This window comes from Staphylococcus sp. 8AQ, assembly GCF_902506595.1.
GTDB classification, from domain to species: Bacteria; Bacillota; Bacilli; order Staphylococcales; family Staphylococcaceae; genus Staphylococcus; species Staphylococcus pasteuri.
Genome location: NZ_LR733871.1, coordinates 692,989 through 707,121 on the forward strand (window position 1 = coordinate 692,989; position 14,133 = coordinate 707,121).

General features: G+C 31.9%; 14 protein-coding genes. 12 read left to right on the forward strand and 2 right to left on the reverse strand.

All coding sequences use genetic code 11. From position 1 onward, the window contains the following. Positions 1-114 precede the first annotated feature (114 nt). Entirely contained in the window at positions 115-1,314 is a 1,200-nt protein-coding gene (gene coaBC / locus GVY01_RS03560; RefSeq protein WP_017637144.1) for a bifunctional phosphopantothenoylcysteine decarboxylase/phosphopantothenate--cysteine ligase CoaBC, read from the forward strand. Continuing rightward, a complete protein-coding gene (gene priA / locus GVY01_RS03565) occupies positions 1,314-3,722 on the forward strand; it encodes a primosomal protein N' (RefSeq protein WP_159333644.1) in 2,409 nt (802 codons plus the stop codon). Before coaBC ends, priA begins: the two co-directional genes overlap by 1 nt. Positions 3,723-3,796: 74 nt before the next feature. On the opposite strand, the gene GVY01_RS03570 is transcribed toward priA, so the two are convergent. Next, complete coding sequence (locus GVY01_RS03570; RefSeq protein WP_029055468.1) at positions 3,797-4,000, reverse strand: TM2 domain-containing protein; 204 nt, start codon at positions 3,998-4,000, stop codon at positions 3,797-3,799. Positions 4,001-4,207: 207 nt separating this feature from the next. Between GVY01_RS03570 and GVY01_RS03575 the strand changes: the two genes are divergently transcribed. The 9 genes from GVY01_RS03575 (at position 4,208) to GVY01_RS03615 (ending at position 13,090) form a co-directional block, all read left to right on the forward strand. Further along, positions 4,208-4,696: a peptide deformylase gene (locus GVY01_RS03575; protein WP_017637141.1), complete on the forward strand. Its 489-nt coding sequence runs from the start codon at positions 4,208-4,210 to the stop codon at positions 4,694-4,696. After that, positions 4,689-5,621 carry a methionyl-tRNA formyltransferase gene (fmt, locus tag GVY01_RS03580; protein ID WP_017637140.1) on the forward strand — a complete coding sequence of 311 codons (933 nt, stop codon included), beginning with the start codon at positions 4,689-4,691 and terminating at the stop codon, positions 5,619-5,621. The genes GVY01_RS03575 and fmt overlap by 8 nt, the downstream gene beginning before the upstream one ends. Continuing rightward, a complete protein-coding gene (gene rsmB, locus GVY01_RS03585; protein WP_017637139.1) occupies positions 5,618-6,925 on the forward strand; it encodes a 16S rRNA (cytosine(967)-C(5))-methyltransferase RsmB in 1,308 nt (435 codons plus the stop codon). The genes fmt and rsmB overlap by 4 nt, the downstream gene beginning before the upstream one ends. 1 nt (position 6,926) lies before the next feature. Continuing rightward, positions 6,927-8,021, forward strand: a complete 1,095-nt coding sequence (gene rlmN / locus GVY01_RS03590; RefSeq protein WP_029055464.1) for a 23S rRNA (adenine(2503)-C(2))-methyltransferase RlmN — start codon at positions 6,927-6,929, stop codon at positions 8,019-8,021. A gap of 5 nt (positions 8,022-8,026) precedes the next feature. Beyond that, entirely contained in the window at positions 8,027-8,770 is a 744-nt protein-coding gene (locus GVY01_RS03595; protein WP_017637137.1) for a Stp1/IreP family PP2C-type Ser/Thr phosphatase, read from the forward strand. Beyond that, entirely contained in the window at positions 8,767-10,779 is a 2,013-nt protein-coding gene (gene pknB, locus GVY01_RS03600) for a Stk1 family PASTA domain-containing Ser/Thr kinase (RefSeq protein ID WP_017637136.1), read from the forward strand. The genes GVY01_RS03595 and pknB overlap by 4 nt, the downstream gene beginning before the upstream one ends. A gap of 140 nt (positions 10,780-10,919) precedes the next feature. Beyond that, the gene (gene rsgA, locus GVY01_RS03605; RefSeq protein WP_017637135.1) at positions 10,920-11,795 is read left to right on the forward strand and encodes a ribosome small subunit-dependent GTPase A; all 876 of its coding nucleotides are present in this window, start codon (positions 10,920-10,922) and stop codon (positions 11,793-11,795) included. Further along, on the forward strand, positions 11,796-12,440 hold the full coding sequence (rpe, locus tag GVY01_RS03610; protein ID WP_017637134.1) for a ribulose-phosphate 3-epimerase: 645 nt from the start codon (positions 11,796-11,798) through the stop codon (positions 12,438-12,440). It abuts the gene before it with no gap. 5 nt (positions 12,441-12,445) lie between these two features. Further along, the gene (locus GVY01_RS03615; RefSeq protein WP_108017111.1) at positions 12,446-13,090 is read left to right on the forward strand and encodes a thiamine diphosphokinase; all 645 of its coding nucleotides are present in this window, start codon (positions 12,446-12,448) and stop codon (positions 13,088-13,090) included. 165 nt (positions 13,091-13,255) lie between these two features. On the opposite strand, the gene rpmB is transcribed toward GVY01_RS03615, so the two are convergent. Beyond that, positions 13,256-13,444, reverse strand: coding sequence for a 50S ribosomal protein L28 (gene rpmB / locus GVY01_RS03620; protein WP_002435210.1), 189 nt, complete (start codon positions 13,442-13,444; stop codon positions 13,256-13,258). Between the two features lie 307 nt (positions 13,445-13,751). Between rpmB and GVY01_RS03625 the strand changes: the two genes are divergently transcribed. Next, positions 13,752-14,126: an Asp23/Gls24 family envelope stress response protein gene (locus tag GVY01_RS03625; RefSeq protein ID WP_017637132.1), complete on the forward strand. Its 375-nt coding sequence runs from the start codon at positions 13,752-13,754 to the stop codon at positions 14,124-14,126. Positions 14,127-14,133: the final 7 nt, after the last annotated feature.

Below are 14,133 nucleotides of genomic sequence, written 5' to 3' on the forward strand. Positions count from 1 at the left end.
TGTGTATAATTAATATAAATTTGAATAACATCTTGTTGAATAAACAAACGAGCAAAGTTCTAATCAGGGAAATAAATTGATTGAATTGAAAATGTATTTAAGGAGAACACAATAATGAAACATATTTTATTAGCGGTTACGGGCGGTATAGCTGCATATAAAGCTATAGATTTAACTAGTAAATTAACTCAAGCAGGTTATGAAGTACGTGTGATGTTATCAAATCATGCACAAGAATTTGTTACACCATTAGCCTTTCAATCTATTAGTAAAAATCCAGTTTATACAAATACTTTTAAAGAAGAAAACCCTCAAGAAATCCAACACGTTGCACTTGGCGATTGGGCAGATGTTATTATCGTAGCGCCAGCGACTGCAAATACAATTGCAAAGTTAAGTGTCGGTATTGCAGATGATATGATAACGTCAACTTTATTAGCAACAGAAACACAAACATTTATCGCTCCAGCTATGAATGTACACATGTATGAAAATAAACGAACACAGCATAATATAGAGACTTTAAGAGCTGATGGATACCAATTCATAGAACCTGGGGACGGTTATTTAGCGTGCGGATATGTTGCTAAAGGACGTATGGAAGAACCTTTACAAATTGTGTCAGTCATTAATCAATATTTTAATCAACAACATACACAAATTGAAAGTTCATTTAAAGGGAAAAATGCACTTGTTACTGCAGGTCCTACAGTTGAAGTCATCGATCCTGTTAGATTTGTATCGAATCGTTCATCTGGAAAAATGGGATTTGCAATAGCTACTGCATTACAAAAGCGTGGTGCTAATGTAACGCTAGTAAGTGGGCCAACCCAATTAGATGATCCTAAAGGTGTGAATGTGATTCGAGTTGAAAGTGCAGAAGAGATGTTCCAAGCAACATTACAATATTATGATACTCAAGATATCGTTATTAAAGCCGCAGCAGTATCTGATTACACTCCATCTGAGGTGTTAGATCATAAAATGAAAAAGCAAGATGGCGATTTAACTGTAAAATTTAAACGTACTCAGGATATTCTTAAGTATCTTGGTGAACATAAACAGGATCAGTATTTAGTTGGTTTTGCTGCAGAAACTCAAAATATTGAACAATATGCTCAAGATAAATTAAAAAGAAAAAATGCGGATGTGATTATTTCCAATAATGTTGGTGATAAATCAATTGGTTTTAATTCAGATGAAAATGAATTAACGATGCATTTTAAAAACCAAGATATGGTCAATATAAAGAAAGGCAAAAAAGTTGAAATTGCTAACGAAATTTTAGACGAATTAGAAACTAGGTGGCAATAATGATAGCAAAGGTTATTGTAGATATACCTTCTAAAAGTGTTGATTTTAAATTTGACTATATTATACCTGAACGATTGCAATCATTCGTTCAAATAGGGGTACGTGTGATAGTACCGTTTGGACCAAGAACAATTCAAGGGTATGTTATGAGTATTCAAGATCAACCTGACGAAGACATTGACTTCAGTAAACTTAAAGAAATCAAAGAGATTCAAGACATCAAAACAGAATTAACACCTGAATTAATTGAACTTAGTGAGTGGCTTAGTCATTATCATTTAACAAAACGTATTTCAGTTTTAGAAGTCATGTTGCCTAATGCAATTAAAGTTAAATATCAAAAAGCGTTCGAAATTGTAAAGGGTAATGACATATCAGAATCTATTTTAAAAAGATTTAATAAAGATGGATATTATTTTTATAAAGATGCACAAAAAAATAACGATTTAGGATATTTAGATGATTTATTAAAGCAACATGTCATTAAAGAAACTACTATCTTATCGCAAAATATTAAAAAGAAAACACAACGTGCTGTTAAAGTAACGGATATAGGTAATCCAGACGAAATTTTAAATAAATTAGAAAAATCAATTAAGCAATATGATTTATATGCTTACTTGTTAGATGAAAGACACCGAGATGTGTTTATCAAAGAATTAGATGAAATGGGATTCTCTAAATCAAGTTTAGATACATTAATTAAAAAAGGTTATTTAGAAAAGTATGACGCTGAAGTTGAAAGAGATCCTTTTGCAAATCGTATTTTTGAGAAAGAAAATAATCGTCAATTAACGAATGATCAACAAAATGCTTTCGATGCGATTAAAGCAAAAATAGATGCAAATGAAGAGAGAACATTTTTATTACATGGTGTCACAGGATCGGGGAAAACAGAAGTATACTTACAAACTATTGAAACAGCATTAAATCAAGGTAAACAGGCTATGATGCTCGTCCCCGAAATTGCTTTAACACCACAAATGGTATTACGGGTTAAGCGCCGATTTGGTGATGATGTTGCGGTGTTACATTCAGGTCTTTCAAATGGTGAAAGATATGATGAATGGCAAAAGATTCGTGATGGTCGTGCACAAGTCAGTGTAGGTGCTCGCTCAAGTATATTTGCTCCATTTAAAAATTTAGGTCTAATTATTATAGACGAAGAACATGAATCTACATATAAGCAAGAAGATTATCCAAGATATCATGCGCGAGATATAGCGCAATGGCGTAGTCATTATCATCAATGTCCAGTCATACTAGGAAGTGCAACTCCAAGTTTGGAAACATATGCACGTGCAGAAAAAGACGTTTATCAATTATTAACATTACCTAATCGTGTTAATAATCAAGCGCTGCCTGCTATTAATATTGTGGATATGCGTGAGGAACTTGCAGAAGGGAACCGTTCAATGTTTTCTTCTACACTTAGACAAGCCATTCAACATTGTTTAGACCATAATGAACAAATCGTACTATTTTTAAATAGAAGAGGATATGCTTCATTTATGCTTTGCCGTGATTGTGGTCACGTACCACAGTGTCCAAACTGTGATATTTCATTAACGTATCACAAAACAACTGATCAATTGAAATGTCACTATTGTGGTTATCAAGAAACGCCACCTAATAAATGTCCTAATTGTGAAAGTGAACATATTAGACAAGTAGGGACTGGTACACAAAGAGTTGAAGAATTACTCCAGCAAGAATTCGAAGATGCAAAAATCATTCGTATGGACGTAGATACAACATCACGTAAAGGTGCTCATGAAAAATTACTTAATGATTTTGAAAATGGTAAAGGAGATATTCTTTTAGGCACACAAATGATAGCTAAAGGATTAGATTATCCTAATATCACATTAGTAGGTGTTCTAAATGCAGATACAATGTTAAATTTACCTGATTTTAGAGCTAGCGAACGCACATATCAACTATTAACACAAGTAGCTGGACGAGCAGGACGTCATGAAAAAGAAGGGCAAGTAATTATTCAAACATATAATCCTGAACATTACGCAATTGAAGATGTTAAGAAAAATGATTATTTAACTTTTTATCAACAAGAAATGAGTTATCGCAAATTAGGTAAGTATCCTCCTTATTACTTTTTAATTAATTTTACAATTTCACATAAAGAAATGAAAAAAGTAATGGAAGCTTCTAAACATATTCATAAAATATTGTTACAACATCTAACTGATCAAGCCCTTGTCCTCGGTCCTTCTCCTGCGGCTTTATCAAGAATTAACAACGAGTACCGCTTCCAAATTCTAGTTAAATATAAAAGAGAACCAGAATTGCACAAAGCATTAACATATTTAGATGATTATTATCATGACAAGTATGTTAAAGATAAATTAGCATTAAAAATAGATATCAACCCACAAATGATGATGTAGACATAAAAAAGCCATTGAGTATCATGACAACAAACACAGTTGTCAGCGCTCAATGGCTTAAAAATTTAATTTAATTACATTAATACATTACCATTTTCATCAGCTGGTCTGAATAATGTTAAGATAGCACTAATAATAGCTAAAATATGAGGTATTGCTGTCCAACAGAATAAAATGTGTAGAATGCCTTGCATATTTTTACCAGCATAGAATTTATGAATTCCAAAGCTACCTAAAAATACAGCTAATAAAATATAAATCACTTTGTTTACTTCCATTATTAATTCACCTCTTTTTTTACAATTTAAATTAATTGTCTTTATTAATCTTCCCTTTTTTTAAACATAGTACTCATTTATATTTTATAAAATATGGTATTAAAGTCAAAGAGATCGTTCTCATTCTTTAGTCTGAATAAGGGAGGTCGCAATTTTATACTATATAAGTTATAATGGTTTGATGAATTTTAATGAGGAGCGTTAAATATGTCAGTAAAAAAATTAGTTAAAGCGGAGCATCCAATATTTAACCAACCGGCACATCAAGTAGAACAATACGATAATCAATTAAAGCAAACACTAACAGATGTTGAAGATACTTTATATGCCTTGGAAGGATCTGCATTAAGCGCAAATCAAATCGGTATTAACCAACAAGTTGCCATCGTTGATATGGAAATGGAAGGCTTATTACAACTTATCAATCCTAAAATTATTAAACAATCAACTGAAACGATTACTGATTTAGAAGGATCAGTAAGTTTACCCGATGTATATGGCGAAGTTGAACGCAGTAAAATGATTGTTGTTGAAAGTAATGACGTTAACGGAAATTCAATAGAATTAACAGCGTACGATGATGTAGCGAGAATGATTTTACATATGATTGATCAATTAAATGGCATATTTTTCACAGAAAAGGCTAAACGTATATTAAGTGATAGTGAAATGGAGGCATATTTCGAAAATGAGTAAAATAATTTTTATGGGAACACCAGATTTCTCAACTAAAGTATTAGAAATGCTTATTGCAGAGCATGAAGTTATTGCAGTAGTAACTCAACCAGACAGACCAGTAGGTAGAAAACGCGTTATGACACCACCGCCTGTAAAAAAAGTAGCGGTAGAACATAATATTCCAGTATATCAACCCGAAAAAATAAAAGGATCTGAGGAATTACAAACATTATTAAACATGGATTCAGACCTTATCGTAACGGCTGCATTTGGCCAAATTTTACCAGAACAATTATTAAATACACCTAAACTAGGGGCAATTAACGTACATGCTTCATTGTTACCTAAATATCGAGGTGGTGCACCAATACATCAAGCGATTATAGATGGTGAAAAAGAAACAGGTATAACGATTATGTATATGGTGAAAAAACTAGATGCAGGGAATATTATCTCACAACGAGCTATCGACATTGAACAAGATGATAATGTGGGTTCAATGCATGATAAATTAAGTTTTTTAGGTGCTGATTTATTAAAAGAAACATTACCTTCAATTTTAAATGGTACTAATGACAGTGTAGAACAAGATGATAGTCAAGCTTCATTTGCTTCAAATATTAGTCGTGAAGATGAAAAAATCGATTGGAATTGTAGTGCACAAGAGATACACAATCATATAAGAGGTCTATCACCATGGCCAGTTGCCTATACTATTATGGATGACAAAAATTTAAAAATTTATGGTGCACATATCGTATCAGGTAAAAAAGGTGAACCAGGCACTATTGTAGATACGACTAAGAAAGCAATTATAGTTGCAACTGCCTCAGAGGAATGTATTGCTTTAACTGATATTCAATTAGCCGGTAAAAAACGTATGCAAGTAGCAAATTATTTAAGTGGTGTTCAAGAATCACTAGTTGGGAAGAAATTAGTATGACAAATTCGATAAGAGGTCTCGCTTTTGAGACAATACAAGCAATATTAGATGAAGGTGCCTATAGTAACTTAGAAATTAATGAAGTACTATCAACATATGAAATTAGTGATTTAGATAAAGGATTATTCACTGAACTTGTATACGGTACAGTAAAACGTAAATATACTTTAGATTTTTATTTGAAACCATTTTTAAAAACAAAAATCAAAGGTTGGGTACGTGAATTACTTTGGATGAGTATTTATCAATATGTATACTTAGATAAAGTACCTGATCACGCAATCATTAATGAAGCGGTGGAAATTGCCAAAGAAGAAGGCGGTTATTATACCGGAAATGTGGTTAACGGTATACTACGTACAATTATGAGAAGTGAATTACCAGATATAAATGATATCCAAGATGATAAAAAAAGAATTGCTATTCAATATAGTTTACCTAAGTGGTTAGTTGACCATTGGGTAACACATTACGGATTGGAACAAACAGAGACAATTGCACAATCATTTTTAGAACCAGTAGCTACTACTGTAAGAGCTAATATAACAAGAGGCTCGATTGATAACATTATAAGTGCGTTAGAAAAAGAAGAGTATACAGTAAAGAAAGATGACGTTTTACCTTTCTGTCTTCACATTTCTGGAAAACCAATTGTGAACTCAAGAGCTTTTAAAGATGGTTTAGTATCAATTCAAGATAAAAGTTCCATGTTTGTAGCGCATATCATGGATTTAGATAGAAATGATTCTGTATTAGATGCATGTAGTGCACCTGGAGGTAAAGCGTGTCACATCGCTGAAATTTTATCTCCAGAAGGGCATGTTGATGCGACAGATATACATGATCATAAAATAAAACTCATTGATTTCAATATAAGAAAATTAAGACTTAAAAATATTAAAGCCTTTCAACACGATGCAACAGAACCCTATGAAAATCAATATGACAAAATTTTAGTGGATGCTCCATGTAGCGGTTTCGGTGTATTACGACATAAACCTGAAATTAAATATAGTCAGTCGAAAAATACAATTCAATCACTAGTTGAATTACAATTACAAATATTGGAGAATGTAAAACATAACGTAAAACCTGGAGGTTCAATTGTTTATTCAACTTGTACAATAGAACAAATGGAAAATGAAAATGTAGTGTATACATTCTTAAAACAAAACGATGATTTTGAATTTGAACCATTCCAACACCCAACAACTGGTGAAATGGTTAAAACATTACAAGTCTTCCCCCAAGACTATCATTCAGATGGATTCTTTATCGCTAGAATTAAAAGAAAGGAAAGTTAATATGATTACTGAAAAAAAGAAAAAGAAAAATAAATTCCTTCCTGATTTTGAGAAGCAGTCTATTTACTCTTTAAGATACGATGAAATGCAAGACTGGTTAATTGAACACGGTCAACAGAAATTTAGAGCAAAACAAATTTTTGAATGGTTATATCAAAAACGTGTTGATAGCATTGATGAAATGACAAATCTTTCAAAAGATTTACGTCAACTATTAAAAGACAACTTTGCAATGACAACGTTAACGACTGTTGTTAAACAAGAAAGTAGAGACGGCACAATCAAATTCTTGTTCGAATTACAAGATGGCTATACAATTGAAACTGTATTAATGCGACATGAATATGGAAATTCAGTTTGCGTAACAACACAAGTTGGTTGCCGTATTGGTTGTACATTTTGTGCTTCAACATTAGGCGGATTAAAACGTAATTTAGAAGCAGGAGAGATTGTATCTCAAGTATTAACAGTACAAAAAGCACTAGACGAAACAGATGAACGTGTATCGCAAATTGTTATTATGGGTATTGGCGAACCATTCGAAAATTATGATGAAATGATGGACTTTTTACGTATTGTAAATGACGATAATAGTTTAAATATCGGTGCAAGACATATCACAGTATCTACTTCAGGAATTATTCCAAGAATTTATGACTTTGCTGATGAAGATATCCAAATTAATTTTGCAGTAAGTTTACATGGTGCAAAAGATGAAATTCGTTCAAGATTAATGCCTATAAACCGTGCCTATAATGTTGAAAAATTAATGGAAGCTATTGAATACTATCAAGAAAAAACAAATCGTCGTATTACATTTGAATATGGTTTGTTTGGCGGTGTAAATGATCAATTAGAACATGCTAGAGATTTAGCTCATCTTATTAAAGGATTAAATTGTCACGTCAATTTAATTCCAGTTAACCATGTTCCAGAAAGAAACTATGTCAAAACACCTAAAGATGATATTTTTAAATTTGAAAAAGAGTTAAAACGATTAGGTATCAATGCTACAATAAGACGTGAACAAGGATCAGATATTGATGCAGCATGTGGTCAATTAAGAGCGAAGGAACGACAAGTAGAAACGAGGTAAGAGCAATGCTAAATGCACAATTTTTCACTGATACTGGACAACATAGAGATAAGAACGAGGACGCAGGCGGTATATTTTATAACCAAACTAGTCAACAAATGTTAGTGTTGTGTGACGGTATGGGTGGTCATAGAGCTGGTGAAATTGCAAGTCAGTTTGTTACTTATGAACTACAAAAACGCTTTGAAGCGGAAAATTTAATCGAAGAACATCAAGCTGAAGAATGGTTGAGTACGAACATTAAAGCAATTAATTTTGATCTTTATAATTATGCTCAAGAAAACCCTGATTACCATGGTATGGGTACGACTTGTGTTTGTGCATTAGTATTCGATAAAGTAGTTGTTATTGCTAATGTTGGTGATTCTAGAGCTTACGTTATAAATAGTAGGCAAATTGATCAAATTACTAGTGACCATTCTTTTGTGAATCATCTAGTAATGACAGGTCAAATTACAGAAGAAGAGGCATACCATCATCCTCAAAGAAATATCATTACCAAAGTAATGGGAACAGATAAACGTGTATCTCCAGATTTATTTATTAAGCGCTTAAACTTTTATGACTATTTATTACTTAATTCTGACGGACTAACAGATTATGTTAGAAATTATGAGATTCAAGAAGAATTAAAACAAGAAGCTTCTTTAGAAGATCATGGTGAGAGCCTTATGCGTTTAGCATTCGCCCACGAATCTAGAGATAATATAAGTTTTATATTATCTGCTATCGAGGGTGATAGAGTATGATAAATAAACTGATTAATGAGCGCTATAAAGTCATTGATAAGCTTGGTGGCGGTGGAATGAGCATTGTTTATCTAGCTGAAGATTTAATTCTGAAGCGTAAGGTTGCAATTAAAGCTATTTCAATCCCACCAAGGGAGAAAGAAGAGACATTACGTCGCTTTGAAAGAGAAGTTCATAATTCATCACAATTATCACATAAAAATATTGTTACCATTTTTGATGTAGCTGAAGAAGATGATTGTTACTTTTTAGTAATGGAGTATATTGAAGGGCCAACACTTGCTGAGTATATTGAGAACCATGGACCCTTAAGTTTAGAAACTGCTGTACAATTTACTCAACAAATTCTAGAAGGCATTAAACATGCACATGACAATAGAATCGTACATAGAGATATAAAGCCACAAAATATTCTCATTGATAAAAATAAAACCTTGAAAATTTTTGATTTTGGTATAGCAAAAGCGATAAGTGAAACATCGTTAACTCAAACGAATCATGTACTTGGGACTGTGCAATATCTATCTCCCGAACAAGCTAAAGGTGAATCTACCGATGAAGGTACTGATATATATTCTATAGGTATCGTGTTATTTGAAATGCTAGTAGGAGAACCACCATTTAATGGTGAAACAGCTGTAAGCATTGCCATTAAACATATACAAGATTCCATTCCTAACATAACAACAGATAAACGCGAAGAAGTGCCACAAGCTTTGAGCAACGTTGTACTTAAAGCGACTGAGAAGGATAGAGCTAATAGATATACTACTATTCAACAAATGCGTGATGATTTAAGTAGTGCACTACATGAAAATCGTTCTAACGAAGAAAGATATACTTTAGATCAAACCAAGACTAAAACAATGTCTTTTTCTAAAGAAGAAATTTCCAGAAAGATTGACGACACACCAAAAGAGAAAAGTATTGGTCAAACAATGCAAATTCCAATAATGGATCACCAAGACAATCAACAACCTCAAAATAAAGATACACATTTATATGAACCGCCACGCAAAAAAAGTTCTAAGAAAAAGAAATTTTTATACGCATTTATCTTTGCGTTATTACTTATCGGTCTTATTTCTTTTGTAAGTATGGCAGTGTTTGGTGATAAATTTGAAGAAATGCCAGATATCACTGGTAAAACACAATCCCAAGCTGAAACAATGTTGAAAAATCATAATCTAAAACTTGGTGACGTTTCGAAAGATTACAGTGATAAATACCCTGAAAATCAAATCATTAAATCTAAACCAGCTAAAGGTGAGCGCGTTGAGCGTGGAGATAAAATTGATATTGTAGTATCAAAAGGACCTGAAATGGTTAAAATGCCAAGTGTAATTGGTTTATCAAAAGATGACGCGCTCGATAAACTGCGTGAAGTAGGTCTTAAAGATGTAGGGGTTGAACAAACATATAGTTCAAGCACACCTAAAGGTTATATTGCTAATCAAAGTGTGTCAGCAAATAAAAAAGTGAAATTAAATGACAATAATATCAAAATTTATGAATCTTTAGGAGTTAGACAAGTATATGTAAGTGATTATGAAAACAAATCATATGATACTGCTAAGAAAGAATTAGAATCAAAAGGATTCAAATTAAAAGTTTCAAAATCCTATAGCGACAGTGTGAAAAAGAATGATATTATTTCACAATCACCAAAAGGTAAATCAGTAGATGAAGGCTCAACAATAACATTAGTAGTCTCTAAAGGCGAAGAATCCGACGATGATAAATCAGATGATGATTCAGATAAAGATGTTAAGAATTACAATGAATCAGTGAAAGTACCTTATTCTGGTAAAAAGGGAAAAAGCCAAAAAGTAGAAGTTTATGTTAGAGATAAAGATAATAGTGGTTCTAGCGCAGTTCAATCATTTGAAATTAAAGATGACAAATCAATTAATATTCCTATGAAAATTGAAAAAGGTAAAACTGCTGGTTACACTGTAAGAGTAGATAACAAAATTGTTGCAGATAAAGATGTGGATTATGATGACTAAATAATAATTCATTAAAATATGAAGTGCTATACGATGAGTCAATTACGAGACTCATCGTATTTTTTATAGTTATAAAGATATATAATTATTAATGAGTTTGATATACTATTATCAGTAAAATAATTATGAGAGGTGTCCTTTTGAAGACAGGTCGAATTGTAAAATTGATAAGCGGCGTTTATCAAGTAGATGTTAACGGTACACGCTATAATACGAAACCACGTGGCTTATTTAGAAAGAAGAAATTTTCACCCATTGTTGGAGATATTGTAGATTTTGATGTGCAAAATGAAACAGAAGGTTATATTCAACATGTTCATGAAAGAGATAATGAATTAAAAAGGCCACCTGTCAGTAATATTGATACATTAGTTATTGTAATGAGTGCTGTTGAGCCACAATTTTCAACGCAACTATTAGATAGATTTTTAGTGATTGCTCATTCATATGGGTTAAACACAAGAATCTTAGTCACTAAAAAAGATATGGCTGACGATAATCAAATTGAAAAAATTAATAATTATCTATCTATTTATGAAGAAATAGGTTATTCAACTCAATTTGTAAGTATTCATGATAACCAAACGACATTAGTTGAAGAATGGGGAGGAGGTTTAATTGTTTTAAGTGGACAGTCTGGAGTTGGAAAATCGACATTCTTAAACCATTTTAAACCAGAACTTGAGCTTGAAACTAATGATATATCAAAATCCCTTAATCGAGGTAAACATACTACTAGACATGTAGAACTGCATGAAACGGTGAGTGGTTTTATCGCAGACACGCCAGGTTTTAGTGCACTTGACTTTGATCATATTGACAAAGATGAGATTAAAAACTACTTTATCGAAATTGCACAATACGGTGAGCAATGTAAATTCCGTAATTGTAATCATCTTAAAGAACCAAAATGTAATGTCAAAGAAGAATTAGATAAAGGAAACATCGCACAATTTAGATATGAACATTATTTACAATTATTTAATGAAATTTCAGAGAGAAAGGTTCGATATTAAATGACTAAAGTATTACCTTCACTACTATCAGTTGATTTTTTAAACTTAAAAGATGAAATAATAAAATTAGAAGATGCACAAGTTGATGGATTACATTTTGATGTTATGGATGGTCAATTTGTACCTAATATTTCTATTGGAATTCCAATTCTAGATGCAGTTCGTAAACAAACAGATTTACCGATAGATGTCCATTTAATGATTGAAAATCCTGAACAATATATTGAATTATTCGCTGACCATGGTGCAGATCTCATTTCTGTTCATTTAGAAGCTACTGCCCATATTCATAGAGCGCTAGAACAAATAAAGAACAAAGGTAAAAAAGCAGGCGTTGTCATTAATCCAGGAACACCAGTTAGTCAGCTACTACCTATTATCAATGTAGTAGATTATGTATTAATTATGACAGTTAACCCTGGTTTTGGTGGTCAATCATTTATTGAAGAATGTGTTGATAAAATACTAGAATTAAATACGTTAAAAAATGAAAAGCAACTTACATTTGATATTGAAGTTGATGGCGGTATCAATGCAGAAACAGCTGAAATTTGTGTGAAAAATGGAGCTACAATGTTAGTAACTGGCTCATATTTCTTTAAACAAAGTGATTATAAAGAAGTTACACAAAAACTAAAGGGCTGATGATTATGGAAATCAATTTAATGTGCTCTGATAGAAATCTTCCAAATGATTTATTTGATCAACACCGTGAAGATATTTGGGGCGGCATAGATAGAGGTGCCTTAATTCTCTTAAAGCATCAAATTATTCCTGAATTTTCGGTTGGTGATTTTGATTCAGTAAACGATGAAGAACGTCACATTTTATCCCAACAATTAAATATACATCCAGTGAAAGCAGAAAAGGATGATACTGATTTAGGCCTCGGTGTAGCACAAGCAGTCGCCGAAGGGTATAAAGAGATTAATATTTATGGCGCGACTGGTGGTCGTTTAGATCATTTTATGGGTGTTATTCAATTACTCTTAAAACCTGAATATATTAATAAAGGGGTCAAGTTTAAGATTATTGATACTCAAAATGAAATTACATTACTGACACCTGGTTGTTATATAGTAGATTTTAATTCAAATTATCCTTATATTTCATTTATACCTATGAGTGGTGAACCAGTTATTTCTTTAACTGGATTTAAATATGAATTACAACAAGAAAAATTAGAAGTGGGATCTACGTTAACAATTTCAAATGAAGTTAAACATGAGCGAGGCAATATTGAAATTAGTCATGGACATGTTTTACAAATGAGAAGCAAAGACAAAGATTACTAATAGAATAATAGGAAAGAGAAAGATATAATTATTTGGAAATAGTACCCCCTTATTTTATTACTTGTAAATATGATTGCATAAAAAAAAGAACTTAAAGGAAGCTCCTTTAAGTTCTTTTAAAATAAATCCTCCACATAAGGACTATTTATAAGTGCATTATATTTATTAAACTCTAGTAACTTTACCAGATTTTAAAGCACGTGCAGAAACCCAAACTTTTTTAGGTTTTCCGTCAACAAGAATTCTAACTTTTTGAAGGTTAGCGTTCCATCTGCGTTTGTTCGCATTTAAAGCGTGTGAACGATTATTACCAGTCGAAGCTTTACGACCTGTTACGTAACATTGTTTACCCATGAAAGTACCTCCTTTAATAAATATAAATACACGTCACTACTTATATACTTTATTAAGATATCATAACTTAACGAAATTGGCAATAATTAGTTCTGCAAATTGAAATTTAATGGCGCAAACTGTTGATATTTTATGATATAATTGTAAGCTGTGGAGTAATATAGTATGATACTGTAAAGAAATAGGAAATTTAAACATTAAAAATTCAAATGATTTACTAATATTAATTATTAAAATTTAGCAATGAGATTGCTTAATTATATGAGAATCGCAACATATAACTTTATTTTTCAGGAGGAATATTAATATGACATTAGAAATTTCAAATGATTACGGTAAAATTGATATTTCGAATGAAGTCATCGCCTCTGTTGTAGGCGGTAAAGCTGTTGAATGTTACGGCATAGTTGGTATGTCATCTAGACAACAAGTTAGAGATGGAATTGCTGAAATTTTAGGGCATGACAACTACGCACGCGGTATCAAAGTACGCGAAGAAAACGGAAATGTTGATATAGATATGTATATTATAGTAAGTTATGGTGTGAAAATTTCAGAAGTGGCTAACAATGTTCAGTCAACTGTTAAATATACATTAGAGTCAACACTTAATGTTAAAGTGAATTCAGTTAATATCTTTGTACAAGGTGTTAGATTAAACCAAACGGGCAAAAAGATTTAGGAGGACA

What these genes read in the sequence shown, in the direction of transcription:
- coaBC (WP_017637144.1), top strand. Translation starts at nt 115, where the DNA reads ATGAAACATATTTTATTAGCGGTTACGGGCGGTATAGCTGCATATAAA.
- priA (WP_159333644.1), top strand. Translation starts at nt 1,314, where the DNA reads ATGATAGCAAAGGTTATTGTAGATATACCTTCTAAAAGTGTTGATTTT.
- GVY01_RS03570 (WP_029055468.1), bottom strand. Translation starts at nt 4,000, where the DNA reads ATGGAAGTAAACAAAGTGATTTATATTTTATTAGCTGTATTTTTAGGT.
- GVY01_RS03575 (WP_017637141.1), top strand. Translation starts at nt 4,208, where the DNA reads ATGTCAGTAAAAAAATTAGTTAAAGCGGAGCATCCAATATTTAACCAA.
- fmt (WP_017637140.1), top strand. Translation starts at nt 4,689, where the DNA reads ATGAGTAAAATAATTTTTATGGGAACACCAGATTTCTCAACTAAAGTA.
- rsmB (WP_017637139.1), top strand. Translation starts at nt 5,618, where the DNA reads ATGACAAATTCGATAAGAGGTCTCGCTTTTGAGACAATACAAGCAATA.
- rlmN (WP_029055464.1), top strand. Translation starts at nt 6,927, where the DNA reads ATGATTACTGAAAAAAAGAAAAAGAAAAATAAATTCCTTCCTGATTTT.
- GVY01_RS03595 (WP_017637137.1), top strand. Translation starts at nt 8,027, where the DNA reads ATGCTAAATGCACAATTTTTCACTGATACTGGACAACATAGAGATAAG.
- pknB (WP_017637136.1), top strand. Translation starts at nt 8,767, where the DNA reads ATGATAAATAAACTGATTAATGAGCGCTATAAAGTCATTGATAAGCTT.
- rpe (WP_017637134.1), top strand. Translation starts at nt 11,796, where the DNA reads ATGACTAAAGTATTACCTTCACTACTATCAGTTGATTTTTTAAACTTA.
- GVY01_RS03615 (WP_108017111.1), top strand. Translation starts at nt 12,446, where the DNA reads ATGGAAATCAATTTAATGTGCTCTGATAGAAATCTTCCAAATGATTTA.
- rpmB (WP_002435210.1), bottom strand. Translation starts at nt 13,444, where the DNA reads ATGGGTAAACAATGTTACGTAACAGGTCGTAAAGCTTCGACTGGTAAT.
- GVY01_RS03625 (WP_017637132.1), top strand. Translation starts at nt 13,752, where the DNA reads ATGACATTAGAAATTTCAAATGATTACGGTAAAATTGATATTTCGAAT.